The following is a 25,873-nucleotide window of genomic DNA, read 5'->3' as shown; positions in this document are numbered from 1 at the left end:
CTCGCCGGTTGAACCGTCAGCGAACCGCGCTGCGCAGCGCGGGAGCTCAGTCCTCGGTGAACCGCTCGAGCTGCTGATCGAAGTCGTCGAGGGGCAGGCCGAGATCGCGACGCAGCATGGAGCGGCTGATGAGCAGCCCGAGGTACTCGGGGTCGTCGGTGTTCTCGGTGCTCGCCATCATCTCGAGACCGAGGGTGTACCAGCGCTCGGCGGTGGCCTCGTCGCCGTTGTCCTCGTAGGACTCGCCGATCATCGTGTAGAAGGCCAGATCGACAGGACGGGCATCGAGCACCTCGGCCGCGAGGGCGGCAGCCGTCTCGCCGTCTCCGGCGACGAGGGCGAACTCGATGAAGGTCGGGTGGGCCTCGAACGGCTCGGCATCGGCGTGATCGCGTGCCTGGCCGGCCAGCCTGTGCGCGTGCTCGGTGTCGCCGGCGGCGTGCCTGTGCTCGGCCGCGATGAGCAGCAGCAGCGGAGCCGTGAGCTCGCCGCCGAGGGTGTAGGCGGCAGTGTCGGTGGCCCACGCCTCGATGACGTCGGCCATCTCGCGGTGCTCATCGGGAGAGAGCGGGATCTCGTCGCCGGCCTCGGCGAGGTCATCGGGAAGGTCCACGATCTCCTCGTAGCTCTCGTCGAGCTTCTGGAGGTCGTCCTCGGTGATCAGCTGGGGCATGGTGTTCTCGTCTCCTGGCCTTGCGAGTGGATCAGCGGATCGGCCAGTCGCGCTCGACCGAACCCGTGTAGAGCTGCTGCGGGCGGCCGATCTTGGTCTGCGGATCCTCGTTCATCTCGCGCCAGTGGCCGATCCAGCCCGGAAGGCGACCGATGGCGAACAGCACTGTGAACATCCGCGTCGGGAAGCCCATCGCCTTGTAGATGACACCGGTGTAGAAGTCGACGTTCGGGTAGAGCCTTCGCTCCTTGAAGTAATCGTCCTCGAGCGCTATCTGCTCGAGCTCCTTGGCGATGTCGAGCAGCGGGTCCTGCACTCCGAGAGCCTCGAGCACGGCATCCGCGCTCTCCTTGACGAGCTTGGCGCGCGGGTCGTAGTTCTTGTAGACGCGGTGACCGAAGCCCATGAGGCGCACTCCGGCCTCCTTGTTCTTCACCCGCTCCACGTAGCGCGCGACGCCCTCGCCGGAGTCGCGGATCTCGGCGAGCATCGTGAGGACGGCCTCGTTGGCACCGCCGTGCAGGGGGCCGAAGAGGGCGTTGATGCCTGCGGACACCGAGGCGAACAGGTTGGCCTCGGTCGAGCCGACCAGGCGCACCGTCGAGGTCGAGGCGTTCTGCTCGTGGTCCTCGTGCAGGATGAGCAGCCGCTCGAGGGCCTGCGAGACCACGGGGTTCACCTCGTAGATCTCGGCGAGGTTGCCGAAGTTGAGCTTGAGGAAGTTGTCGACGAAGCTCAGCGAGTTGTCCGGGTACAGGAAGGCCTGGCCGATCGACTTCTTGTGGGCGTACGCCGCCATCACCGGGAGCTTCGCGAGCAGGCGCACTGTGGCGAGCTCGACGTGCTCCGGGTTCTTCGGGTTCAGCGAGTCCTGGTAGTAGGTCGACAGCGCAGAGACGCCGCTCGACAGCACCGACATCGGGTGAGCGTCGTGCGGGAGCGCGCCGAAGAACTTCTTGAGGTCCTCGTGGAGGAGCGTGTGGCGACGGATGCGGTTGTCGAAGTCGCTCAGCTCGCTCGCCGTCGGCAGCTCGCCGTAGATGAGAAGCCAAGCCGTCTCGAGGAACGTGGCGTTCTTCGCGACCTGCTCGATCGGGTAACCGCGGTAGCGGAGGATGCCGGCGTCACCGTCGATGTACGTGATCGCCGACTTCGTGGCCGCCGTGTTCACGAACCCGTAGTCGAGGCTCGTCAGGCCGGTCTGCTTCGTCAGCGTCGAGAAGTCGATGCTCGATGCCCCGTCTGCGCTCGGCAGGATCGGGAATTCGGCCTGACCGCCCGGGTAGCTGAGTACAGCCTTCTGTGACTGGCCGTCCTGTGCCTCGGTGCCCACATCGCCTCCTGAGCGCTTGAAGATCATGGCGGGGAACACGACAGTGCTCTGTGAAGCACCCGTGAGAACCCCGCATACAGCCTAATCGGCACGGCGGCATACTGTCGCATCGGCCAAAGGGGGGCGGCATCCGTTGACGGATGCGACAGATTGGTCCCTCAGTGAACGGAGAGGCGCTCGGCAGCAGCCGCGATTCGCTCATCCGTCGCCGTGAGCGAGAAGCGCACATGCTCGGGATAGATGTCGCCGTAGAAGTGGCCGGGGCCGGCCAGGATGCCGAGGCGTGCGAGCCTATCGATGCTCTCCCAGGCGTCGCGGCCCTCGGTCGCCCACAGGTAGAGGCCGGCCTCGCTGGCATCGACGCGGAAGCCCGCGGCCCGCACTGCCGGCAGCAGCACGGCCCGACGGGCCCGATAGAGCTCGCGCTGGTGGTCCACGTGGTCGTCGTCTGCGAGGGCCGCCACCATCGCCTCCTGAAGGGGCGCCGGCACCATGAGACCCGCATGCTTGCGCACGGTGGTGAGCTGGGCGACGATGTCGCCGCATCCTGCCACGAAGGCGGCTCGGTATCCGGCCATGTTGGACTGCTTGCTGAGCGAGTAGATGGCGAGGGTTCCGCGCCGGTTCTGGCCGATCACCCGCGGGTCGAGGATGCTCGGGATGCGCTCGTCGCTCCACGGGGCGTCCCAGCCGAGCTCGGCGTAGCACTCGTCGCTCACGATGACGGCGCCGAGCTCGCGAGCCCGGGCGACGGCTGCCTGCAGGGCTTCGACGGTGAGAACACGACCGTCGGGGTTGCCCGGGGAGTTGAGCCAGACGAGCTTCGTGCCCTCCGGCCACTCGGCCGGGTCGTCGGAGGCGAGAGCCTCGGCCCCCGCCAGCGCTGCGCCGATGGCGTACGTCGGGTACGCGGCCCGTGGGTGCACCACCACATCGCCCTCGGAGACGCCGAGCATGAACGGCAGCAGGGCGACGAGCTCTTTGGAGCCGATGGTCGGCAGCACGTTGCGCTCAGTCAGTCCGGTGACTCCGCGGCGACGTTCGAACCAGTCCACGATGGCCTGACGCAGCGCCGGCGTGCCTACCGTGAGCGGGTAGGCGTGGGCATCCGTCGCCGCGGCGAGGGCATCGCGGATGACAGCGGGAGTCGGATCGACCGGTGACCCGATCGACAGGTCGACGATCCCGTCGGCATGACGACGAGCGAGCTCGGCGAACGGCGCCATGGACTCCCAGGGGTAGTCGGGCAGCGGCTTCAGCACACGCGCGCCGGCTCTAGTGGGCCTGGGGCGGCAGCGCCAGGATGACGGGGTGATCCTTCGGGATCACGCCGATCTTGGCCGCTCCACCGGGGGATCCGATGTCGTCGAAGAACTCGACGTTGGCCTTGTAGTAGTCGGCCCACTGCTCGGGCAGGTCGTCCTCGTAGTAGATCGCCTCGACGGGGCAGACCGGCTCGCAGGCTCCGCAGTCCACGCACTCATCGGGGTGGATGTACAGCGAGCGTTCGCCCTCGTAGATGCAGTCGACGGGGCATTCGTCGATGCAGGCGCGGTCCTTGACGTCCACGCAGGGAAGAGCGATCACATAGGTCACAGTGCAGGAGTCCCTTCAACGGCGTACCCGCAAGTCTACGCAACCCGAACGGGAGTCGCGGCAGGGCCGCCGTCCCGCGCGAGGCGGCCCCTCACGCCGTCGCGCGATGCTGGCGCTCGGCGCGCGGTGGCAGCGACGGCCAGGCCAGCACCAGCGCCGCGGTGAACGCCGGCGTCACGGTCCAGATGACACTCGCGATCCCCTGCGGGATGAGGACGGAACCGCCGGCGCTCGGAAGGGTGAACAGGGCCACGATGCCGATGACCCCGACGGCGCAGGCACCGACCACGAGCTTGTCGTGGATGACGAGCCGCAGGCCAACGAGCAGCGAGACCACCGCGATGACGGAGAGTATCAACCCGATGGGAATGTCGATGCCGGCGATGGAGACCGAGATCGTGTGGGCGACGGTTCCGATGGCCCCGTACACGGCGCCGATGACGAAGGCGAGCGCGGCCGTGCCGAGACGGTTGCCGAGCGTGCCGGTCTCGGTGACGGATGCCGCTCGCCTGGTCGCAGCGCTCGGCCCCGACGTGCGCTCCTCGACCCTGTCGAAGCTCTCGGTCGTGGCGCCGGCGGCCGCGGTGGTGGCTGCCGTCGCGCCACCCAGCACGGCCAGGGCATCGAGCTTGGCGTCGCGTTGCAGTCCGATGTCGATGCGGCGGGCGGGCGGGCCGGCATCAGGGTCCGAGCCGTCGGGGTCGGCGGCATCCGTCACCCGGTAGAGCGGAACCCCGAGGAGCAGCGCGGCGTCTCCGGCGGCGCGCGCCACGGCTGAGGCAGCCGGCGTCGCGATCCCTGGCGCGATCAGGACAGTGGCGGCCCGGCTCTCCGCCACGTCGACGACGTCGCTCGGACCGGCCGCGACGACGTGGTCGCCGCCGGTGAGACGGGCGAGTGCGTCGAGTTCCCCTGCCGAGAGCGGCAGGGCCGTGATGAGAGTGGACGTGCCGCCCTCCTCGACCACTCGGGCCATGGTTCCGCCCGCGACGGCGACGGCGGAGCGGGCGTCGGGGAAGACGAAGACGGCTCGATCCGCTCGATTCGCCATGGCTGCCCCGTTCCCCCGTGAGTTGATCGTGGGCGGACGCCCAGGAAGGATTCTAGGCTGCGTCGACCGCGCCCGGGCTGGACACCACCGGGGTCGCGGGTTAGAGTCGAAGCCGGTTAGGTTAGCCTTACCATTACTCCCCTCCCTCCTCTGCTCCCCTCGGAATCAGCGTGCTCGCAAACTTTCTCATCGGCCTGCGTGAAGGCCTCGAAGCCGGCCTCATCGTCGGCATCCTCGTGGCGTACCTCTCGAAGCTCGGCCGACGTGATGTGCTCCCACGGCTCTGGTTCGGGATCGGCTTCGCCGTCGTGCTGTCGCTCGGCGTCGGTGCGATCCTCACGTGGGGCCCGTACGGCCTGAGCTTCCAGGCCCAGGAGATCCTCGGCGGCACGCTGTCGATCCTCGCGGTCGCCCTCGTCACCTGGATGATCTTCTGGATGGGCAATCACGCCCGCGGCCTGAAGCACGACCTGCAGTCCAAGCTCGACGTCGCCCTCACCGGCGCCGCATCCGGAATCGTCGTCCTCGGCTTCCTCAGCGTGGGCCGCGAGGGCATCGAGACCGCCCTGTTCGTGTGGGCGACGGTGAACTCCAGCGGCGACGCCGGAATCGCCACCATCGGCGCCGTGCTCGGCATCATCACCGCCGTGGCGATCTCGTACCTGATCTACCGCGGACTCATCCGCATCAACCTCTCGCGCTTCTTCACCTGGACGGGCCTGTTCCTCATCCTCGTCGCCGCCGGCGTCTTCGCCTACGGCATCGGGGATCTGCAGGAGGCCGGTGTCATCCCCGGCTGGGGCCAGCCCGCATACAGCCTGGCCGGCGCCATCCCGCCGTCGAGCTGGTACGGCACCCTTCTCGGCGGCGTGTTCAACTTCACGCCGGAGCCCACCTGGGCCCAGGTGATCGGGTGGGTCGGCTACGCCTCGATCGTCACAGCCCTCTTCCTGCGCCAGGTCTTCACCCGCTCGGCACCGGCAGCTCAGGCGCCGGTGGCCCTCCGCGCTCCGGAGGCCGCCCTTGCCGACAGCGGCGCCGCACCTCGCTCGGCCTGATCCCCTTTCCCAGCAGCACGTCCACCACAGGAGACCATCCATGAAGAGAACTCTGTCCGTCGGCCTGGCCGGCGTTGGGCTGATCGCCCTCACCCTCACGGGCTGCGTGCCCAACAACGCCGGGGGCTCAGCCGTCGCCGTCGCCATCACCGACGACGCCTGCGATGTCGCGACGGACACCACGGCATCCGGTGCCGTCACGTTCGAGCTCAGCAACTCCGGAACCGACGTGAACGAGTTCGAGATCCTCGCAGAGGACAAGCTGCGCATCGTCGGCGAGAAGGAGAATGTGACGCCGGGCCAGACGGTCTCCTATGTCGCCCAGCTCGAGCCAGGCACCTACTACACGGCCTGCAAGTTCCAGCTCATCGGTTCCCCCATCGGCTTGGCCGAATTCACCGTCACCGGTGACGCCACCGCCATCGACGCGGATGCCGCAGAGCTCAACGATGCCGCCGTGACCAACTACATCGCCTACATCCGCTCGCAGGTCGGCGAGCTCATCCCCGCCGTCTCCGCCTTCACCGCGGCGTACGCCTCGGGCGACGACGAGACGGCACGTGGCCTGTTCGCCCAGACCCGCGCCTTCTACGAGCGCATCGAGCCCACGGCAGAGGCGTTCGGCGATCTCGACCCGAAGATCGACTACCGCGAGGTCGACGCCGTGGCCGAGGGCCTCGACTGGACCGGCTTCCACCGCATTGAGAAGGACCTCTGGCCGCCGGCCCAGGGCGACCTCAACTCCGACGGCACCAGCGCCTTCCTCGACTGGGCGCCATCGACGACTACCGAGCGCACAGCGTTCGCGGCCGGGCTCATCGCCGACACGCAGGAGCTGCACGACCTCGTGAACGCCGACGACTTCACGGTGAGTGTCGCCGACATCAGCAACGGCTCGATCGGCCTGCTCGACGAGGTCGCCAGCGGCAAGATCAGCGGCGAGGAGGACTGGTGGTCGGGAACCGACCTGACGGACTTCCAGGCCAACGTGCAGGGCGCCGAGGTGGCCTTCGGCAACGTCGAGGCCATCGCCCGCAGCAAGGGCGACGACGGCGAGAAGCTCGTCGATGACATCCAGAGCGAGTTCGATGCCCTCGATGCGCTGCTCGCGCAGTACGGCAGCATCGACGACGGCTTCGTCGACTACACGACGGTGACGGATGCGCAGCGCAAGGAGCTCTCCGACCAGGTGAACGCCCTGTCCGAGCCGCTCTCGCAGCTCACGGCGCTGGTGCTCGGCGCGTGACCTGACCTCCTGACACGAGCCGGTCTGCGGAGAGCGTGCAGTCCGGCTCGTCAGGGTTTCCACGGCAACAGGAAGTACCATGAGCGGGATGAATCCTGACGCCGGCCCCGATTCGGCGCCCGAGAACACGAGCGCCGCCGAGCCGGCCGAGAGCGCTGCCGACGCCACCGGCAGCCGGCCGTCCGGTCTTTCCCGCCGCGGCCTGTTCGGACTCGTCGGCGCCGGAGCCGCCGGGCTCGTCGTCGGCGGAGCAGCAGGGGCCGCGGCCGGAGCGGCTGCGGCATCCGCCTCATCGCAGCGCGATGCGATCTACCCCTTCTACGGCGCCAGGCAGGCCGGCATCACGACACCGGCCCAGGACCGCCTGCATTTCGCCTCCTACGACATGGCAGCGGGCGCCGGCCGCGACGACCTCATCGAGCTGCTGCAGGACTGGACGTACGCCGCCGCCCGCATGACCCAGGGGCTCGAGGTGACGGATGGCGGAGCCGTCGGCGGCTCGCCGCTGGCGCCGCCTGCAGACACCGGCGAGGCCCTCGGACTTCCGGCGGCAGGCCTCACGATCACCTTCGGCTTCGGCCCGACGCTGTTCTCGACCGACGACGGCGAGGATCGCTTCGGCATCGCTGCTCAGCGCCCCCAGCTGCTCACCAGGCTTCCGCGGTTCTCCGGTGATTCACTCCGGCCGGAACTCGGCGGCGGCGACCTCTGCATCCAGGCCTGCGCCGACGACCCGCAAGTCGCCGTTCACGCCATCCGCAACCTCAGCCGCATCGCCTTCGGCCGCGCCTCCATCCGCTGGTCGCAGCTCGGCTTCGGGCGCACCTCCTCGACGTCGACCTCTCAGCTGACCCCCCGCAACCTGTTCGGATTCAAGGACGGCACCGCGAACGTCAAGTCGGAGGACGCGAAGCTGGTCGACGACCAGGTGTTCGTGGGGTCGACGGACTCCCCCGCGTGGCTTGCCGGCGGCAGTTATCTCGTCACCCGCAAGATCCGCATGATCATCGAGACCTGGGACCGCACCAGGCTCGAGGAACAGGAACGCGTGATCGGACGCGACAAGGGCGAGGGTGCGCCGCTCTCGGGCGGCACCGAGTTCACCGAGCCCGACTTCGAAGCGGAGACCGGCGCGGGCACACCGGCGATCGACACCGACGCTCACGTGCGACTGGCCCATCCGACCGTCAACAAGGGCGCCAGCCTGTTGCGGCGGGGCTACAACTTCGTCGACGGCAACGACGAGCTCGGCCGCCTCGACGCCGGCCTCTTCTTCATGTCGTACCAGCGCTCACCGGAACAGTTCATCGGCATCCAGCGCAGTCTCGCGGCCGATGCGCTCAACGAGTACATCAAGCACGTCGGATCGGCGATCTTCGCGATCCCGCCCGGAGCCCGCGAGGGTTCGTACGTGGGCGCGCCGCTGTTGGCCTGACTCCGGTCGCTGAGGACCGAACGTAGCGACCGTCCGAAGCGCATCCGCGGCGCATCGGCCCGTGCACGCTTCGACCGCGGACTTCGTCCGGGCCTCAGCGAGCAGGTTGGTCACGGACCGACAGGCGTCACCGTGTAGAGCAGGCCGTCCTTCGTGCCCGCCACCAGCACGCTGTAGTTCTCGTTCTTCATGGCGACGAAGCCGCCGTCGTCCGTCGAGGCCTCGGCGGCGCTGTCGACACTGAAGCCGGCTTCCTCGAGCTGCGTCGTGGCCTCCGCGATGGGATCGGCCGCTGTAGCGTCGACGGTCACGATCCATCCGCTGCCGCCGTCACCCTGGCCGCCGGCTCCCACCAGGATCTTCCCGTCGACCACGGGCACCTCCTCCGGCCAGCCCTTCGGCAGTTCGCCGCCCACGCTCACCTGTCCTCCTGTGGCCTGGTCGACGGCCGACTCGACGACGCCGCAGCCGGCGAGTGTCGGCGTCATCAGGAGGGCGACGGCGATGGCGGGTACGGCCAGGCGGGTGCGGAACAACATGGTCTCTCCAAGGTTCGAGTCGTTCCAGCGTACGCGCGGCACCCGGAGAAAACACAGGTGCCGGCATCCGCTCTGCAGGAGAGACGGATGCCGGCACCCGAGGTGTCGCGAGCGACTAGTTCTGGTTCTGCTTCTTCAGGCGCGAGGTCGAGCGGGCACGCGACTGGGCGTCGAGCTCCACCTTGCGGATGCGCACGTTGGCCGGGGTGACCTCGACGCACTCGTCCTCGCGGGCGAACTCGAGGCACTCCTCGAGCGAGAGCTGACGCGACGGCGTCATCGACTCGAAGGTGTCGGAGGTGGACTGACGCATGTTGGTCAGCTTCTTCTCCTTGGTGATGTTCACGTCCATGTCGTCGGCGCGCGAGTTCTCGCCGATGACCATGCCCTCGTAGACCTCTTCGGTGGGGTTCACGAAGAAGCTCATGCGCTCCTGGAGCGCGATGATGGCGAACGGGGTGACGACGCCGGAGCGATCGGCGACGATCGAGCCGTTGTTGCGGGTGATGATCTCACCGGCCCACTCCTCGTAGCCGTGCGAAATGGCGTTGGCGATGCCGGTGCCGCGCGTGGTGGTGAGGAACTCGGTGCGGAAGCCGATGAGGCCGCGCGAGGGAACGATGAACTCCATACGCACCCAGCCGGTGCCGTGGTTGGCCATATTGTCCATGCGGCCCTTGCGCGAGGCCATGAGCTGCGTGATCGCACCGAGGTACTCCTCGGGAGCGTCGATGGTCAGGTGCTCGAAAGGCTCGTGCAGCTTGCCGTCGACGCGCTTGGTGACCACCTGCGGCTTGCCGACGGTGAGCTCGAAGCCCTCGCGTCGCATCTGCTCGACGAGGATGGCGAGGGCCAGCTCTCCGCGGCCCTGCACCTCCCAGGCGTCGGGGCGTCCGATGTCGACGATCTTGAGCGAGACGTTTCCGACCAGCTCACGGTCGAGGCGGTCCTTGACCATGCGCGCGGTGAGCTTGTGGCCCTTGACCTTGCCGACGAGCGGCGAGGTGTTGGTTCCGATGGTCATCGAGATGGCGGGCTCGTCGACGTGGATCTGCGGAAGCGGACGGACGTCGTCGGGGTCGGCGAGGGTCTCACCGATGGTGATGTCCTCGAATCCGGCGACGGCGACGATGTCACCGGGGCCTGCGCTCTCGGCCGGGTAGCGGTCGAGCGCGCGGGTCTTCAGCAGCTCGGTGATGCGGACGTTCTTCACCTGGCCGTCGTGGCGCACCCAGGCGACGGTCTCGCCCTTCTTGAGCGTGCCGTTGAAGACGCGGAGCAGCGCGAGGCGGCCGAGGAACGGCGACGCGTCGAGGTTGGTGACCCAGGCCTGCAGGGGTGCCTCATCGTCGTACTTCGGAGCGGGGATGTGCTCGAGGATGGCACCGAATAGGGGCTCGAGGTCATCGTTGTCGGGCAGGGTGCCGTTCTCCGGCTTGTTCAGGCTGGCGGCGCCGTTGCGACCCGAGGCGTACACGACGGGGACGTCGAGGATGGCGTCGAGGTCGAGGTCGGGCACGTCGTCCGCCATGTCGGAGGCGAGGCCGAGCAGGAGGTCCTGGCTCTCGGCGACGACCTCGTCGATGCGCGCGTCGGGACGGTCGGTCTTGTTGACCAGCAGGATGACGGGAAGCTTGGCCTCGAGGGCCTTGCGCAGCACGAAGCGGGTCTGGGGCAACGGGCCCTCGGATGCATCCACGAGGAGCACGACGCCGTCGACCATGGACAGGCCGCGCTCGACCTCGCCACCGAAGTCGGCGTGGCCCGGGGTGTCGATCACGTTGATCGTGATGGGACCATCGGTGGCGTGCACGCCGTTGTAGGAGATCGCCGTGTTCTTGGCGAGGATCGTGATGCCCTTCTCGCGCTCGAGCTCGTTGGAGTCCATCGCGCGCTCTTCGACGTGGGCGTGGTCGGAGAAGGAGTGGGTCTGACCGAGCATGGCATCGACGAGAGTCGTCTTGCCGTGGTCGACGTGGGCCACGATGGCCACATTCCGGATGTCTGAGCGCAGGGCGATTGCCATATGTCTTGTCCTTGGGTTTCTTCGGTTCGCGCTCTTTCACAACATCGGGCTGGAGCTCGGTGTCGGGCGCGCAAGGCGTCGCGGATGCGGCGCTCAGGTGGGGTCTGCGGGTCGGCGCGCTGAAGTGCGCACAGCCCAATCACACAAGTTTAGCCTGTAATGCTGAACGGCGGGTCCATGCGGACCCGCCGTTCACCATCCAGACGCCTGAACCTAGGAGGCGAGCTCGATGCTCGCTCCGGGAATGGCCGCCAGGAGATCCTGCGTGTACTGCTGCTGCGGGTTGTCGAAGACCTCGTCGGTGCTCGAGTACTCGACGATCTTGCCCTTCTGCATGACCGCCACGTGGTCGGCGATCACGCGCACGACGGCGAGGTCATGCGTGATGAAGAGGTAGGTCAGGTCGAGCTCGGCCTGCAGGTCGGCGAGCAGGCGGAGGATCTGAGCCTGCACGAGCACGTCGAGTGCTGACACGGCCTCGTCGAGGATGACGATCTCGGGCTTCAGTGCCAGGGCGCGCGCGATGGCGATGCGCTGGCGCTGTCCGCCCGACAGCTCGTTCGGGTAGCGGCTCACGAGCGTCTTCGGCAGCGACACCTGATCGAGCAGTTCGAACACTCGCGCCTGCCGCGATTTGCGCGTTCCGACACCGTGCACCGACATCGGCTCGCTGATCGTGTTGCCGATGTTGCGCAGCGGGTTCAGGGAACCGTACGGGTCCTGGAACACCGGTTGCATGCGGCTGCGCAGGTTGAAGAGCTCCTTGCCGCCGAGTGCGTTGAGGTCCTTGCCACCGACGATGATCTTGCCGCTGGTCGCGTCCTCGAGCTTCAGCAGCATCTTCGCGACGGTCGACTTGCCCGAGCCGGACTCGCCGACGAGCGCCATGGTGGTTCCCTTGGCGATCTGGAACGAGACGTTGTCGACGGCCTTGAACTCACCCGATCCGCGAATCTTGTAGACCTTCGTCAGGTCCTCCACCACGATCGCCGGCGGAAGGGTGCCGGCGGCCTCGCGCGCCTCGGCACGGCTCTCGGCCGTCGCGATGAGGTCGACGACCTCGGCTGCGGCCGGGGCGTGGATGTCGAGCTGGGCGAGAGGCGCATCGCTCGCCTGGATACGGCGCGAGGCGAGGCTCGGTGCCGCGGCGACCAGTCGCTGCGTGTACGGGTGCTGCGGATCCTTGAGGATCTTCGCCGACGGCCCCGACTCGACGACCTTGCCCTTGTACATGACCACGAGCTGCTCGGCGCGCTCGGCGGCGAGGCCGAGGTCGTGCGTGATGAACAGCAGGGTCGTGCCGAGGTCGCGCGTCAGGGTCTCGAGGTGGTCGAGGATGACACGCTGCACGGTGACGTCGAGAGCCGAGGTGGGCTCGTCGGCGATCAGCAGCTGCGGGTTGGCGGCCAGGCCCATGCCGATGAGCACGCGTTGGCGCATACCGCCCGAGAACTGGTGCGGGTACTGCTTGAGACGCCGGTCGGCGTCGCCGAGACCGGCCTGCTTCAGCACCTCGATGGCGCGCTCGCGCACTGCCTTCTTGCCGCTGGCGATTCCGTTGGCCGAGATGGCCTCCTCCACCTGGAAGCCGATGCTCCACACGGGGTTGAGGTTGGACATCGGGTCCTGCGGCACGAATCCGATCCGGCGACCGCGGATGTCCTCCATCTCCTTGGGCGAGGCCGTGGAGATCTCCTGACCGTCGAGCTTGATCGACCCGCCGGTGATCTTGCCCGTGCCGGGAAGCAGGTTGATGATGGCGTGCGCCGTCGTCGACTTGCCCGAGCCGGACTCCCCCACGATCGCGAGCGACTGCCCGCGGTACAGGGTGATGTTCACACCGTCGACGGCCTTCACGAGGCCGTTCTGGGTGTTGAAGCCCACCTCGAGATCCGTGATCTCGAGGATGGGGCGTTCGTCGTTCTGTGAGTTCACGGTGTTCCCGTCGTTCTCTCTCGTCGCTGAGCTCATCGTGCGGCCCTCGCCTTCGGGTCGAGCGCGTCACGCACGACCTCGCCGAGCATGATGAAGCTCAGAACGGTGAGCGAGAGGGCGATCGATGGGTAGATCAGCGTCTGCGGAGCGACCCGGAGGTCGTTCTGCGCCTGGCTGATGTCGTTGCCCCACGACATGGTCGTGCTCGGAAGTCCGACGCCCAGGAACGACAGCGTCGCCTCGGCGACGATGGCGGCCGCGAGCGAGATCGTCGTGACGACGATGACCGGTGCGATCGAGTTGGGGAGCACGTGACGCACCAGGATGCGGAAGCGCGAGACTCCGATGGCCGTCGCGGCCATGACGTAATCGGCGTTCTTCACCCTGAAGATCTCTGCTCGAAGAACTCGGGCCGTCGACGGCCACGCGAAGATTCCGATCGCCAGCGAGATGATCCACACGCTGCGGTACGCGGAGAAGACGCTCATGATGACGACGGCGGCGAGGATGTAGGGGATCGAGAAGAAGATGTCGCCGACGCGGGACAGCACGCCGTCGACCCAGCCGCCGTAGAACCCGGCCAGCGCGCCGAAGACGATGCCCAGCACGAAGACCAGCACCGTGACGATGATTCCCACCGACAACGAGGTGCCAGTGCCGTAGATGATGCGGGAGTAGATGTCGCAGCCCTGCTTGGTGTAGCCGAGCACGCTGTCGCCGCCGGGTCCGTCGAGGCTCTTGGAGAGCTCGCAGAACGTCGGGTCGACGGAGGTGAACAGCGACGGGAAGAGCGCGACGGTGACGATCACGAGGATCATCACAGAGGAGATCCAGAACATCGGACGCTTGCGCACATCGTGCCAGGCGTCGATCCAGAGATTCGAGGGCTTGCCCTCGGTCTTGACCTGGTCGATCGCGACGAGCGGCGTCTCCTCGAGAGGCGCGACGAAGTGATTCTGCTGGGAGTTTCTACTTTGCATAACGGATCCTCGGGTCGAGAACGGCGTACAGCAGATCCACCAGCAGGTTCACCACGAGGTAGATCAGCACCATGACCGTGACGAACGCGACGACTGTGGGGCGTTCACCCCGGATGATGGCCTGGTACAGGGTGCGCCCGACTCCGGGCACGTTGAAGATTCCCTCGGTCACCGTCGCGCCGACCATCAGCGTGCCGAAGTCGACGGCGAGGTAGGTGACGACGGGGATGAGGGAGTTGCGCAGGATGTGCACGGGGACGATGCGACGGCGGCTGAGGCCCTTGCTCGCAGCAGTGCGAACGAAGTCCTGACCGCTGGTCTCGATGACTGACGACCGTGTCAGTCGTTGGATCTGCGCGAAGCTGATCGTCGCGAGCACCAGCGCCGGCAGGATCAGGTCCTGCAGTGGCGCACCCGGGCCGACCGTCGCTCGGAACCAGCCGAGCTGGATGGCGAAGACGAGCTGGGCGACGAACGCGATGACGAAGACCGGAACCGAGATCAGGACGAGGCTGACGGCGAGGGCGCTCGAGTCGAAGAACTTGCCCTTGCGCAGACCCGCGATGAGGCCGACGCCGATGCCGGCGACCATCTCGAAGAAGATCGCGAGGGCTGCGAGACGCAGCGTCACCGGGAAGGTCTTCGCGAGGATCTCGGTGACGGGCTGCCCGGAGAACGAGATGCCGAAGTCGCCGACGAAGATCCCCTTGAGGAACAGCAGGTACTGCACGATGAACGGCTGGTCGAAGTGGTAGCGCTCACGCAGCTGCTCGATGACCGCCGGGTTCGGGGTCTTGTCTCCGAACAGGGCGACGATCGGGTCACCCGGCATGGCGAAGACCATGAAGTAGATGAGGAACGTCGTGCCGAGGAGGACAGGCACAGCCTGGAGCACTCGACGGAGGATGTAGCCGGCCATGGATCAGGCCCCGCAATCCGGGGTTTTTGGCATGAGAGAACCAATCTGTCTTTCAAGCTCGATCATCTCAGAGTAGCGCTGTGACGCTATTCGGAGGTCGAGCGTGGGAGTGGGGCGGCAGCTGATAGCTACCGCCCCACAGAGTGCTTCAGGAATACTAACCCCTCAGCGGTGTGCCACGAGAATTACTCGGCGGCGGTCTTCGTCACCTCGTTGTACAGAGGCACCGAGTTCCAGCCGAACTCGACGTTCTCGACGGTCTCGCTCCATGCGCCGTTGACGGTCGCGTACCAGAGCGGGATTGCCGGGAGGTCCTTGAAGAGGATGACCTGTGCGTCCTGGAAGTTCTTGTTCGCAGCGTCGAGGTCGGTCTCAGCGAGGCCGTCCGAGAGGAGCTGGTCGAACTCAGGGTTGCTGTAGTCGCCGTCGTTCGAGCCTGCACCCGTGCCGTAGAGCGGTCCGAGGAAGTTGTACAGAGCCGGGTAGTCGGCCTGCCATCCGGTACGGAACGCCGTCTGGATCGAGCGGTCGGTGATCTTCGTGCGAGCCTCGGCGAACGTCGGGTACGGGTCGCCGGAGGCGTCGATACCGAGAACGTTCTTGATGCTGTTCGACACTGCGTCGACCCAGCCCTGGTGGCCGCCGTCGGCGTTGTAGGCGATCTTGAAGGTGCCGTCCCACGGGGCGATGGCGTCAGCCTCTGCCCAGAGCTTCTTGGCCTCGTCGGGGTTGTAGTCCAACACCTCGGAGCCTTCAAGGTCCTCGGAGTAGCCGTCGATGACCGGCGACGTGAAGTCGTGGGCCGGCGTACGGGTGCCCGAGAAGATCACGTCGGTGATCTCGTCGCGGTTGATGGCCATCGAGATGGCCTGACGACGGAGGTTGCCCTCTTCGCCCGAGAAGTGCGGCAGTCGCGCCGGGATGGTGAACGACTGGAAGACAGCAGCAGCCTGGTTGACGCTGCGGTCGCCGAACTCGTCCTCGTAGGTGCCGAGCGCGCCCGAGGGGATCGCGGTCAGGACGTCGAGGTTGCCACCCTGGAGGTCGGCGTATGCCGCTTCCTGCGTGGCGTAGAAGATGATGTCGAGTCCGCCGTTGGCAGGCTTGCGGCCACCGGTGTAGTCATCGTTCTTGACGAGCGAGATCTTCTCGTTGTGCTCCCACGCTCCCTCTTCGGCGAGCTTGTATGGGCCGTTTCCGATCGGGTTCTCACCGAATGCGGCGATGTCCTCCCATGCTGCCTCGGGCAGCGGGTAGAACGCCGAGTAGCCGAGGCGCAGCGGGAAGTCGGACTCCGGCTGGTTCAGCTCGACCGTGAAGGTGAGGTCGTCGACGACCTTGAGGCCTTCGAGCTCAGGAACGTTGACGTCGTAGCTGAAGCCCTTGATCGACTCGAAGAAGTAGCTCGAGAGCTGCGCGTTGTCGAGAGCGGCACCGTAGTTCCATGCCTTCACGAAGGACTCGGCCGTGACGGGCTCACCGTTGGTGAACTTCTGGTCTGCCTTGACCTTGATCGTGTAGGTGGTCGCGTCGTCGGACTCGATGGACTCGGCCATGTCGTTCACCGGAGCGCCCTTGGCGTCGTAGTAGACGAGGCCCGCGAAGATTTCGTCGAGGATCTTTCCACCGCCGACCTCGTTGGTGTTGGTCGGGATCAACGGGTTCTGGGGTTCAGTGCCGTCCGTGGTGATGATCGCGGTCGTGTCGCCCTTGGGCGCCTCGTCTCCGCCGCCGCCGGTGCTGCAGCCGGACAGGATGAGTGCTCCCGCCGCGGCAAGAGCGATGGCTGCAACGCCAAATCTCTTGGTTCTCAATGTTCCTCCTGGTGAAAAGGGCTTCGCCGCCTCGTTATTCGAGCGCGCACGATGGCCTGAGTACCTACAAAATATGGAGCGGGGAGGCAGAAACCAAACTGTGCCGGGAAACGTTACAGATCAGAAACCTGGCCGACCGTGAATCTGCAGCTGGTGACGGTTCCTCGCAAGATCATTGCGCCCCACGCGCGTTTGCCGAACGGTGTCGGTGGTTTCGCGCTCGAGAATGACAGGATGGCCACATGAGTGACATGCAGGGCGCCTATTCAGGCCGATCAGAGGCCGGAAACGGCGATCGGGGTACAGCGTCGCGCGGCATCCGTCGTCGTCTCTGGATCGAGATCGCGATAGTTCTGGGACTCTCGCTGGGAGCCAGCGCGGTGTACTCCATCGTGGCGATCATCGCTCGGGTGACAGCCGAGACCGCGCTCGGCGATCAGTCGACCTCGCTCAATCCGTCGCAGTCGCCCCGTGAGTGGCTCGACTTCACCTACCAGTTCCTCGGCGTCCTCTTCGATCTGGCTCCCGTGGCGCTCGTGTTCTACCTGCTCTGGCAGCCCGGCATCAACCCTTTCCGCCGCATCGGCTTCGACCTGACACGTCCGGGACGGGATGCTCTCGGCGGCCTCGGCCTGGCGGCGGCCATCGGCATCCCGGGGCTCGCGCTCTACGCCGGCGGTCGCCTGATCGGCATCACCGTCGACGTGCAGGCGTCACCACTCGACACCGCGTGGTGGACGATTCCGATCCTCGTCTTCGCGGCGCTGCGCTCAGCCCTGTCCGAGGAGATCATCATCGTGGGCTACCTGTTCACCCGCCTGCGCGAGATCGGCTGGGGCAAGTGGCAGATCATCTTGTCGAGCGCGGTGCTGCGCGGCAGTTACCACCTGTACCAGGGCTTCGGGCCGTTCCTCGGCAATGCCGCGATGGGGGTGGTCTTCGGATGGTGCTACTGGCGCTGGGGGCGCACGATGCCACTCGTCATCGCTCACACGATTCTGGATGTGGTGTCCTTCGTCGGGTATCCGCTGGCCGTCGTGTGGTGGCCTGGACTGTTCTGACCCTGCCTGTCGCCACATGCTCCTCCGCCGCGACGTGCAGCGGCAGCACGGGCAGCGGCGGCGCCACTGGCCGCTCCGCCTCGTCGTCGTGGGCGAGGGCGGCGCGTCGCGACGGCGTGCACACGACCATGACCTCCGGCATCCACGCGCCCAGGCCGTAGGCATGGTCGCTCACGGCCTGCGCCTGCAGCAGAGCGGATGCCCGTCCCGGATCTGTTCGCTGCAGCGCCGCGGCCCGCGACTCGAGACTCATCCGGTTGCCGATCACGGACAGGGCGGCGATGAGGCCGACGAAACCGAACGAGGCCGTCGTCCAGAGCAGATCGAAGACGTTCATGGCATCCTCCCGACGTAGACGTCGCTTAGATTCGCAACGGTACGCCGGGAGGGGCCGGATGGCTAGAGTTCCTGCTCGCTGAGGGCCGGGCGAAGCCCGCGCTCGAAGCGCTTCGGTCGCGACCTTCGGGCCGGACCTCAGCGAACAGGAGAGGCGCCTACTCCGCGAACGCCTCGATCGGCGGGCAGGCGCACACGAGGTTGCGGTCGCCGTAGGCCTGGTCGATGCGGCGCACCGGAGCCCAGTACTTCGTGCGGATGAGCGAGTGCACGGGGTAGACGGCCTGCTCGCGGGTGTACGGGTGCGTCCACTCCCCCTCGATCACCGATCGGGCCGTGTGCGGGGCGTTGCGCAGCGGGTTGTCGTCGGCCGGCCAGTCGGCTCGAGCGACGGCATCCGCCTCGCCCTTGATCGCGATCATGGCCTCGATGAAGCGCTCGATCTCGGCGAGGTCCTCGCTCTCGGTCGGCTCGACCATGAGGGTGCCCGCGACGGGGAACGACATGGTCGGCGCGTGGAAGCCGTAGTCGACGAGGCGCTTGGCCACGTCGTCGACGCTCACGCCCGTGGCCGCCGTGAGAGGACGCAGGTCCAGGATGCACTCGTGGGCGACGAGGCCGTTGTCGCCCGTGTAGAGCACCGGGTAGTGCTCGCGCAGTCGGGCGGCAATGTAGTTGGCGCTCAGCACGGCGGCTCCGGTCGCCTGCTTGAGGCCCTCAGCGCCCATCATGCGCACGTAGGCCCAGGAGATGGGCAGGATGCTCGGGCTGCCGTACGGAGCCGCTGAGATGGGTCCGCCGTCGTGGTTGTAGATCCCGTGGTCGCGGCGCTGGGCCATCGGGTGGCCGGGCAGGAACGGCGCGAGGTGCGCCTTCGCCGCCACGGGACCGACTCCGGGTCCGCCGCCGCCGTGCGGGATGCAGAAGGTCTTGTGCAGATTCAGGTGCGAGACGTCGCCGCCGAAGTCGCCGAAACGTGCGAATCCGAGCAGCGCGTTGAGGTTCGCGCCGTCGACGTAGACCTGTCCGCCGGCATCGTGCACGGCCAGCGTGATGGCCGTGACCTCGTGCTCGTAGACGCCGTGCGTGGACGGGTAGGTGATCATGAGCGCCGCGAGGGTGTCGGCGTTGGCCGCGATCTTCGCGCGCAGGTCGTCGAGATCGACGTTGCCGAGCTCGTCGCAGGCGACGACGACGACCTTCATGCCGGCCAGCACCGCCGACGCCGCGTTGGTGCCATGTGCGCTCGAGGGGATGAGGCAGACCGTGCGCTGCACGTCACCGTTCGCGCGGTGATAGCCGCGGATGGCGAGAAGGCCGGCGAGTTCGCCCTGGCTGCCTGCGTTCGGCTGCAACGACACCGAGTCGTAGCCCGTGACCTCGGCGAGCCAGTTCTCGAGCTGCTCGATGAGGGCGAGCGACCCGACCACGTCGGCTTCGGGGGCGAACGGATGCAGCGAGCCGAACTCCGGCCAGGTGACGGCCTCCATCTCGGTGGCCGCATTGAGCTTCATGGTGCAGGAGCCGAGCGGGATCATGCCGCGGTCGAGGGCGTAGTCGCGATCGGCCAGCTGCTTGAGGTAGCGCATCATCGCCGTCTCGGAGTGGTGGGTGTTGAACACAGGGTGCTCGAGGTAGCCGCCGTCGCGGGCGAGGTCGACCGGAACGGCCGCCTTCACTGCGTCGACGGAGTAGTCGAGGGAGATCTCGAGGCGCTCGGGCAGGCCGAAGGCGTGAGCGATGGCCGCGAGGTCATCCGTCGTGGTGGTCTCGTCGACCGACACTCCGACCGTGGCGTCCCCTGCGAGGTGCACGTTGTAGCCGAGCTCGCGGGCGCGCTCGACCACGGTCGAAGCCAGGCCGGGCACGTTCACGCGGATGGTGTCGAAGAAGTCGTCGCTCGCCAACGTGAGGCCGTACTCGGTGAGGGTGGCCGCGAGGGCGCGAGCCGAGAGGGCCGTCTTCGTCGCGATGTAGCGGATGCCGCGAGGGCCGTGGTAGACGGCGTACATCGACGCCATGACCGCCAGGAGCACCTGCGCCGTGCAGATGTTCGACGTGGCCTTCTCGCGGCGGATGTGCTGCTCGCGTGCCTGCAGGCTGAGCCTGTAGGCAGGGTGGCCATCTGCATCCTGCGACACTCCGACCAGTCGACCGGGAAGCTGGCGCTCGAGGCCTGCCCGCACGGCCATGTAGCCGGCGTGCGGTCCGCCGAAGCCCATGGGAACACCGAAGCGCTGGCTGGTGCCGACGGCGACGTCGGCGCCGAGCTCGCCGGGACTGGTCACCAGCGCGAGGGCCAACAGGTCGGCGGCGACGACCGTGAGGCCGCCCTGCGCCTTCGACGCTGCGAGGATCGCGGCGGGGTTCCAGAGGTTGCCCGAGGCTCCCGGGTACTGCACGAAGACGCCGAAGTGGTCGCCGAGTCCGGCGAAACCAGCCTCGTCGAGGCGCGCCAGCGGAGCACGGACGAGCTCGATGCCCACGGCCTCGGCGCGTGAGGCGAGAAGAGCATCCGTCTGCGGGAAGGCGTCGTCATCGACGATGAATCTCGGGCTCTTCGACTTCGAGCCACGGCGGGCCAGCAGCATGCCCTCCACGACGGCCGTGCCCTCGTCGAGCATCGACGCATTGGCCGTGTCGAGTCCGGTGAGGTCGGTGACCATGGTCTGGAAGTTGATGAGGGCCTCGAGGCGACCCTGCGAGATCTCGGGCTGGTACGGCGTGTACGCCGTGTACCAGCTGGGGTTCTCGAGCACGTTGCGCTTGATAACCGCCGGCGTGATGGTGCCGTAGTAGCCGAGGCCGATGAGCGAGGTGCGCACGGTGTTCTGGTCGGCCAGGGACCGCAGCTCGGCCAGGGCCTCACGCTCGGTCGCCGCCTCGGGGATGACCGAGGTCAGGTGCTCGCCGATCGCGATCGACGCCGGAACCGCGGCCGACATCAGCGATTCCAGAGAGTCGTAGCCGAGCTCGGTGAGCATCGCGGCCTGGGCGTCGAGGCCGACGCCGATGTGGCGACGCCCGAAGGCGTCCATGTCGAAGGCCGAGGAGGCTGAAGTCATTGCGCGCGTGATCCGATCAGGTTCGAAGATACGGGATGGAGGAGACTCGGCTACTCGCCGACGATGGCCGAGTACTCGTCGTAGGAGAGCAGGGCGGGCAGCTCGGTGAAGGTCACCTTGATGAGCCATCCGTCGCCGAAGGGGTCGGAGTTCACCAGCTCGGGGGTGTCGACGACGGCGTCGTTGATCTCGGCGACGGTTCCGTCGATGGGGGCGAACAGCTCGCCGACCGACTTCGTCGACTCGATCTCGCCGACGACGACGCCGCCCTCGACCTCGGTGCCGACGGCGGGCAGGTCGACGAACACGACGTCGCCGAGCTTGTCAGCGGCGTAGGCGGTGATGCCGACGGTGGCGGTGTCGCCGTCGACGAGCACCCACTCGTGCTCGGCGGTGTACTGGAGCGTGGTCTTGTCAGCCATGATGGCGTCCTCTCAGGGGGTGTGGAGAATTGGGGTGAAAGTTACTTCTGGCGCTTGTAGAACGGAAGGGCGACGACGGATGCCGGGATCCGCGTGCCGCGCACGTCGATGAAAAGCTCGGTGCCGACCTCGGACACCGCAGCGTCGACGTAGGCCATCGCGATCGGGTGGCCGAGCGTCGGAGACAGGGCGCCGCTCGTGATGACGCCGACGGCAGCGGCATCCGACTCGGTCGATGCGTAGACCTCGTAGTCAGCGCGCCCGGCGCGCTTGCCCTCGGCGACGATTCCCACGAGTACGCGGGCGTCGGCGGCCGGACCGGCCTCGATGGCTGCGCGTCCGACGAAGTCGCCCTCCTTGGCGAGCGCGACGACGCGGCCGAGACCGGCCTGCACCGGGAAGGTGTCGAGTCCGAGTTCGTGGCCGTAGAGCGGCATGCCCGCTTCGAGCCGCAGGGTGTCGCGGCTGGCGAGTCCGGCAGGAACGAGGCCGTGGTCGGCGCCGGCCTGGGTGAGGGCGACCCAGAGTCGCGCGGCGGCATCCGTCTTGATATAGAGCTCGAAGCCGTCTTCGCCCGTGTAGCCGGTGCGGCCGACGAAGAGCGGGACGCCCTCGAAGTAGCCCTCGCTCGACCAGTAGTACTTGAGGTCGGCGAGCGGGGTGCCGAGCTCGGTGATGGCCGTCGTGGCCTCGAGGATGGCGCGGGCGTTCGGCCCCTGCACGGCGATGAGGGCGATGTCGTCGCTCTGGTCCTCGACGCGCACGTCGAAGTCGGCGGCGCGCTCGGTGAGGGCCGCGACGGCTGCGGCGCGGTTGCCGGCGTTGGCCACAACGAGGAACTTCTGCTCGCCCAGGCGGTAGACCACGAGGTCGTCGATGATTCCGCCCGACTCGGTCAGCAGCAGGCTGTACTTCGCCTGGCCGAGCGCGATGACGCTGAGCTTGCCGGCGAGGGCGTAGTCGAGATAGGCGGCGGCATCCGTGCCCTCGACCAGGATCTCGGCCATGTGCGAGATGTCGAAGATGCCGGCGGTCGTGCGCACGGCGTGGTGCTCGGCGAGATCGCTGGAGTAGCGGACCGGCATCTGCCAGCCACCGAAGTCGGTGAAGCCGGCTCCGGCCGTGACGTGCAGGTCGTGCAGGGGGCTGAGACGATCGGACACGAGTTCTCCAGAGTGTGCGCAGAAGGCGCGACCGAAGTCGCTGGGAACTCCCCCTCTGTCATTGGCCTGAGAGTTTCACCCGGCGCACGAGGCGCACGGACTTTCACCGTCGGCGGGATGCGCTGCGCTGGGGTCTCGATACGGGTCCGGCTGACGCCGGGCCCTACTCGACCTGGGTTCGCGCAGCGAACCCACTTTTCAGAGCGGCCTCGTTCTTGCGGTGTAGTGACCTGAGAGATTGGCGGGGAGGCTTGCTCCGTCGGTGCCGGCTGATCCGGCTCTCCCGCAAGGCGTCGATGGCCCGATATGCGATTGTGCGGCCAGTCTACCGGGTTGGCGGGACTCCCCCGCGATCAGCCGCCGACGATCTCCGGGTGCGCGATGACCCAGGCGACCGCTACGAAGAACATGATGTTGATGGCCACTGTGAACCAGAACGCCGACCGGAACGACCGCTTGGTGGTCTTGTGCCTGAGGAGCTGCTGTGCGGCGATCGCGCCGGGCCATCCGCAGAAGAGTCCCAGCGTGAGCAGCGTCGACTCGGAGACCCGCCAGCGTGCCGCACGCGCAGCCCGCTTGTCCCGCCAGTAGGCGATGAACGTCACGACACCGACGATGCCGTACACGACGCCCGCCCACTCCGGCACGCCCCAGGTCACGGCGATGGCGATCCAGACACCGGCGAAGGCGACCACCGTGATCAGGCTCGCCAAGGCACCGTCCTTGGCACCTGGGCGGGCACGCCTGCGATCGCGGCCCCGGTCGACGGCAGTCAGGCGCACGGACGACTGCCGTCGCCGAGGTCGACGAAGCCGAAGCCCTTCTCGTCGTTCCACGAGGCCAGAGTGCCGGTGTATTCATAGGTCGTCCGTGCCATAGGCGAGATCGTACCGGCAGGAGCCCATGGTGCCGGCACGCATCGATTTGGAGTTCAGGTTGAGATGACTGTAAGGTGATCTCACCTAGTTATGGTCACTGTGACCTTTACTCGATCCGACTGAACGGATGTCTGAGATGACCGGAACGGATGCGAGCCCCGAGCGGGCCCCGGGCGTGGCGAGCGACGCCGCCCTGGCCGTGTCGACGGTCATCTTCGCCCTGCGTCCGCACGAGACGACGGGGCGCATGACGCTCTGGATCCCTCTGGTCCGTCGCACGCGCGATCCGCAGAAGGAGCTCTGGGCGCTGCCCGGCGGCTGGCTCCCGGTCGACGAGGAACTCGTGAGCGCCGCGGCCCGCACTCTCGGTGAGACCACGGGACTCGCCCCGACCTACCTCGAGCAGCTGTACACCTTCGGCGAGCTGGAGCGCTCTCCCGGCCGCCGAGTCGTCTCGGTGGTCTACTGGGCGTTGGTGCAGTCGGCCGAGGCCGAGCGCGCAGCCGAGAGCGAGAACGTGCGCTGGTTCGTTGCCGACGAACTGCCGTTGCTCGCCTTCGACCACAACCGCATCATCGAGTACGCGCTCTGGCGCCTGCGCACCAAGGTGGAGTACGCCGCCATCGCGCATGCCTTCCTCGGCGCGACCTTCACCCTCGCGGAGCTCCGTGAGGTGCACGAGGCCGTGCTGCAGCGGCACATCGATCCCGCGAACTTCAGGCGCACGGTCGAGGCCTCCGGAACCGTCGTCGCCACCGGCGAGGTCGTCGCCGGCACCCGGCATCGCCCACCCCGGCTCTACCGCTACAACGCGTCCATCGACCTCGCCGACCGCGGGCCGCTCGGGCCGGAGTCGGTGCCCGGCACGGCTGCATCCGGCGCGGTCGGCGCCGCTGCGTCCGCCCCTTCTTCCACTCCGTCCGATTCACACACAGGAGAACAGCGATGACGATCTCGCGCATCGAGCTCGGCGGGGCATCCGTCGATGCATCCGTCGACCGCACCATCCAGTCGGTCCAGGCGGGTCAGGCCGAGGGCAGCACCTGCTCCCCCGCCCTCGCTGCCGGCCCCTGGGAGTTCGACGCCGGCCCCCTGAGCTACGGCCCGGGATCGTCGATGGGTGACGTGATCCCGGTCGGCTCGCCGCGGCAGGGCGAGCTGCCCGCCGCGTATCGAACGGCATCCGCCGACGAACTCGACGCACGCATCCGTGCCGCGAAGGCGACCCTCGGCGAGCGCGTCGTGATCCTGGGGCACTTCTACCAGCGCGACGAGGTCATCGCCTACGCCGACTTCGTGGGCGACTCGTTCCAGCTGGCGAACGCTGCGAAGGCCAAGCCCGACGCCGAGGCGATCATCTTCTGCGGCGTGCACTTCATGGCCGAGACCGCCGATCTGCTGTCGCGTCCGGAGCAGGCCGTCATCCTGCCGAACCTCGCCGCCGGATGCTCGATGGCCGACATGGCGGACATCGACTCGGTGCAGGAGTGCTGGGAGCAGCTCGAGGCCCTCTACGGCACGGAGCCGGATGCCGACGGCCGCGTTCCCGTCATTCCCGTGACGTACATGAACTCCTCGGCAGCCCTCAAGGGCTTCTGCGGTGAGCACGGCGGCATCGTCTGCACCTCCTCGAACGCCGAGACCGTTCTGGCGTGGGCGTTCGAGCGCGGCCAGCGTGTGCTGTTCTTCCCCGACCAGCATCTCGGCCGCAACACCGCGAAGGCCATGGGGGTTCCGCTCGAGCAGATGCCGATGTGGAACCCGCGCAAAGCCCTCGGCGGGTCGAGCGCGGCTGACCTGCTCGATGCCCGGGTCATCCTGTGGCACGGCTTCTGCAGCGTGCACCGTCGCTTCACCGTCGACCAGATCGCCCAGGCCCGCGTCGACCACCCCGGCGTGCGCGTGATCGTGCACCCCGAGTGCCCGATGGCGGTGGTCGACGCAGCCGACGAGTACGGCTCGACCGACTACATCACCAAGGCCATCGCGGCGGCCCCGGCCGGCTCGACCTTCGCCATCGGCACCGAGATCAACCTGGTGCAGCGCCTCGCAGCCGAGTACCCGCAGCACACCATCTTCTGCCTCGACCCGGTGATCTGCCCCTGCTCGACGATGTACCGCATCCACCCCGGCTACCTCGCCTGGGTGCTCGAAGCGCTCGTCGGCTCGGCCGAGCGACCGGCCGAGGTGCTCAACCGAATCACGGTGGGCGACGATGTCGCGGCACCTGCACGCGTCGCCCTCGAACGGATGCTTGCGGCCAGGCCCCCGGCATCCGGCGGCGGATCCGCATCCGTCATCGCCCCTGCTCCCGCCCCTGTCGTCTCGTTCGTCGGAGCCTGA

At 67.5% G+C, this 25,873-nt stretch carries 21 protein-coding genes and 1 riboswitch; of the genes, 6 read left to right on the top strand and 15 right to left on the bottom strand.

Going from position 1 to position 25,873, the window contains the following annotated elements:
- Nucleotides 1-46 precede the first annotated feature (46 nt).
- From AADV74_RS02295 to AADV74_RS02275, 5 genes are all read right to left on the bottom strand, one after another.
- Nucleotides 47-673, bottom strand: a complete 627-nt coding sequence (locus AADV74_RS02295) for a hypothetical protein (protein ID WP_342111416.1) — start codon at nucleotides 671-673, stop codon at nucleotides 47-49.
- A gap of 31 nt (nucleotides 674-704) precedes the next feature.
- On the bottom strand, nucleotides 705-2,006 hold the full coding sequence (locus tag AADV74_RS02290) for a citrate synthase (protein ID WP_342111414.1): 1,302 nt from the start codon (nucleotides 2,004-2,006) through the stop codon (nucleotides 705-707).
- Between the two features lie 158 nt (nucleotides 2,007-2,164).
- Nucleotides 2,165-3,268 (bottom strand): succinyldiaminopimelate transaminase, encoded by a 1,104-nt coding sequence (dapC, locus tag AADV74_RS02285; RefSeq protein ID WP_342111412.1) that lies wholly within the window; start codon nucleotides 3,266-3,268, stop codon nucleotides 2,165-2,167.
- Between the two features lie 13 nt (nucleotides 3,269-3,281).
- Entirely contained in the window at nucleotides 3,282-3,602 is a 321-nt protein-coding gene (gene fdxA, locus AADV74_RS02280; protein WP_055901208.1) for a ferredoxin, read from the bottom strand.
- A gap of 91 nt (nucleotides 3,603-3,693) precedes the next feature.
- Nucleotides 3,694-4,653, bottom strand: a complete 960-nt coding sequence (locus tag AADV74_RS02275) for a hypothetical protein (protein ID WP_342111408.1) — start codon at nucleotides 4,651-4,653, stop codon at nucleotides 3,694-3,696.
- 170 nt (nucleotides 4,654-4,823) lie between these two features.
- Here AADV74_RS02275 and efeU point away from each other — a divergent pair, with 170 nt between their 5' ends.
- The 3 genes from efeU (at nucleotide 4,824) to efeB (ending at nucleotide 8,392) form a co-directional block, all read left to right on the top strand.
- Nucleotides 4,824-5,711 (top strand): iron uptake transporter permease EfeU, encoded by an 888-nt coding sequence (gene efeU, locus AADV74_RS02270; RefSeq protein WP_342111406.1) that lies wholly within the window; start codon nucleotides 4,824-4,826, stop codon nucleotides 5,709-5,711.
- Between the two features lie 40 nt (nucleotides 5,712-5,751).
- Nucleotides 5,752-6,957: an iron uptake system protein EfeO gene (gene efeO, locus AADV74_RS02265; RefSeq protein WP_342111404.1), complete on the top strand. Its 1,206-nt coding sequence runs from the start codon at nucleotides 5,752-5,754 to the stop codon at nucleotides 6,955-6,957.
- Between the two features lie 79 nt (nucleotides 6,958-7,036).
- A complete protein-coding gene (efeB, locus tag AADV74_RS02260; protein WP_425287237.1) occupies nucleotides 7,037-8,392 on the top strand; it encodes an iron uptake transporter deferrochelatase/peroxidase subunit in 1,356 nt (451 codons plus the stop codon).
- Nucleotides 8,393-8,502: 110 nt separating this feature from the next.
- Here efeB and AADV74_RS02255 read toward each other — a convergent pair whose 3' ends face one another.
- The 6 genes from AADV74_RS02255 to AADV74_RS02230 form a co-directional block, all read right to left on the bottom strand.
- A complete protein-coding gene (locus AADV74_RS02255) occupies nucleotides 8,503-8,931 on the bottom strand; it encodes a hypothetical protein (RefSeq protein WP_342111400.1) in 429 nt (142 codons plus the stop codon).
- Nucleotides 8,932-9,046: 115 nt separating this feature from the next.
- Nucleotides 9,047-10,957, bottom strand: a complete 1,911-nt coding sequence (gene typA / locus AADV74_RS02250) for a translational GTPase TypA (RefSeq protein ID WP_342111398.1) — start codon at nucleotides 10,955-10,957, stop codon at nucleotides 9,047-9,049.
- Nucleotides 10,958-11,170: 213 nt separating this feature from the next.
- Nucleotides 11,171-12,928, bottom strand: coding sequence for a dipeptide ABC transporter ATP-binding protein (locus AADV74_RS02245; RefSeq protein WP_342111396.1), 1,758 nt, complete (start codon nucleotides 12,926-12,928; stop codon nucleotides 11,171-11,173).
- On the bottom strand, nucleotides 12,925-13,872 hold the full coding sequence (locus tag AADV74_RS02240; protein WP_342111394.1) for an ABC transporter permease: 948 nt from the start codon (nucleotides 13,870-13,872) through the stop codon (nucleotides 12,925-12,927). Before AADV74_RS02240 ends, AADV74_RS02245 begins: the two co-directional genes overlap by 4 nt.
- On the bottom strand, nucleotides 13,862-14,791 hold the full coding sequence (locus AADV74_RS02235; RefSeq protein ID WP_342111393.1) for an ABC transporter permease: 930 nt from the start codon (nucleotides 14,789-14,791) through the stop codon (nucleotides 13,862-13,864). The genes AADV74_RS02240 and AADV74_RS02235 overlap by 11 nt, the downstream gene beginning before the upstream one ends.
- 185 nt (nucleotides 14,792-14,976) lie before the next feature.
- Nucleotides 14,977-16,605 carry a peptide ABC transporter substrate-binding protein gene (locus tag AADV74_RS02230; protein ID WP_342111390.1) on the bottom strand — a complete coding sequence of 543 codons (1,629 nt, stop codon included), beginning with the start codon at nucleotides 16,603-16,605 and terminating at the stop codon, nucleotides 14,977-14,979.
- A gap of 251 nt (nucleotides 16,606-16,856) precedes the next feature.
- Between AADV74_RS02230 and AADV74_RS02225 the strand changes: the two genes are divergently transcribed.
- Nucleotides 16,857-17,666, top strand: a complete 810-nt coding sequence (locus AADV74_RS02225) for a CPBP family intramembrane glutamic endopeptidase (RefSeq protein WP_342113082.1) — start codon at nucleotides 16,857-16,859, stop codon at nucleotides 17,664-17,666.
- A 494-nt stretch (nucleotides 17,667-18,160) separates the two neighbouring features.
- Here AADV74_RS02225 and gcvP read toward each other — a convergent pair whose 3' ends face one another.
- From gcvP to AADV74_RS02205, 4 genes are all read right to left on the bottom strand, one after another.
- The gene (gcvP, locus tag AADV74_RS02220) at nucleotides 18,161-21,067 is read right to left on the bottom strand and encodes an aminomethyl-transferring glycine dehydrogenase (RefSeq protein WP_342111389.1); all 2,907 of its coding nucleotides are present in this window, start codon (nucleotides 21,065-21,067) and stop codon (nucleotides 18,161-18,163) included.
- A 50-nt stretch (nucleotides 21,068-21,117) separates the two neighbouring features.
- Entirely contained in the window at nucleotides 21,118-21,489 is a 372-nt protein-coding gene (gene gcvH / locus AADV74_RS02215) for a glycine cleavage system protein GcvH (RefSeq protein WP_056167056.1), read from the bottom strand.
- Between the two features lie 41 nt (nucleotides 21,490-21,530).
- Nucleotides 21,531-22,652, bottom strand: coding sequence for a glycine cleavage system aminomethyltransferase GcvT (gcvT, locus tag AADV74_RS02210; protein ID WP_342111386.1), 1,122 nt, complete (start codon nucleotides 22,650-22,652; stop codon nucleotides 21,531-21,533).
- 208 nt (nucleotides 22,653-22,860) lie between these two features.
- A riboswitch (glycine riboswitch) is annotated at nucleotides 22,861-22,948 on the bottom strand.
- Between the two features lie 57 nt (nucleotides 22,949-23,005).
- Nucleotides 23,006-23,365: a DUF1294 domain-containing protein gene (locus tag AADV74_RS02205; protein WP_342111385.1), complete on the bottom strand. Its 360-nt coding sequence runs from the start codon at nucleotides 23,363-23,365 to the stop codon at nucleotides 23,006-23,008.
- Nucleotides 23,366-23,666: 301 nt separating this feature from the next.
- On the opposite strand from AADV74_RS02205, the gene AADV74_RS02200 reads away from it, so the two are divergent.
- Together AADV74_RS02200 and nadA are read left to right on the top strand one after the other, a co-directional pair.
- On the top strand, nucleotides 23,667-24,479 hold the full coding sequence (locus AADV74_RS02200; RefSeq protein WP_342113081.1) for an NUDIX hydrolase: 813 nt from the start codon (nucleotides 23,667-23,669) through the stop codon (nucleotides 24,477-24,479).
- The gene (gene nadA / locus AADV74_RS02195) at nucleotides 24,476-25,873 is read left to right on the top strand and encodes a quinolinate synthase NadA (RefSeq protein WP_342111383.1); all 1,398 of its coding nucleotides are present in this window, start codon (nucleotides 24,476-24,478) and stop codon (nucleotides 25,871-25,873) included. The genes AADV74_RS02200 and nadA overlap by 4 nt, the downstream gene beginning before the upstream one ends.

The sequence above is a fragment of the Leifsonia stereocauli genome, from assembly GCF_038432415.1.
In the GTDB taxonomy this organism is placed as follows: Bacteria; Actinomycetota; Actinomycetes; order Actinomycetales; family Microbacteriaceae; genus Orlajensenia; species Orlajensenia stereocauli.
The sequence above is the reverse complement of the archived record's forward strand: the minus strand, read 5'-3'. Positions and strand labels throughout refer to the sequence as shown.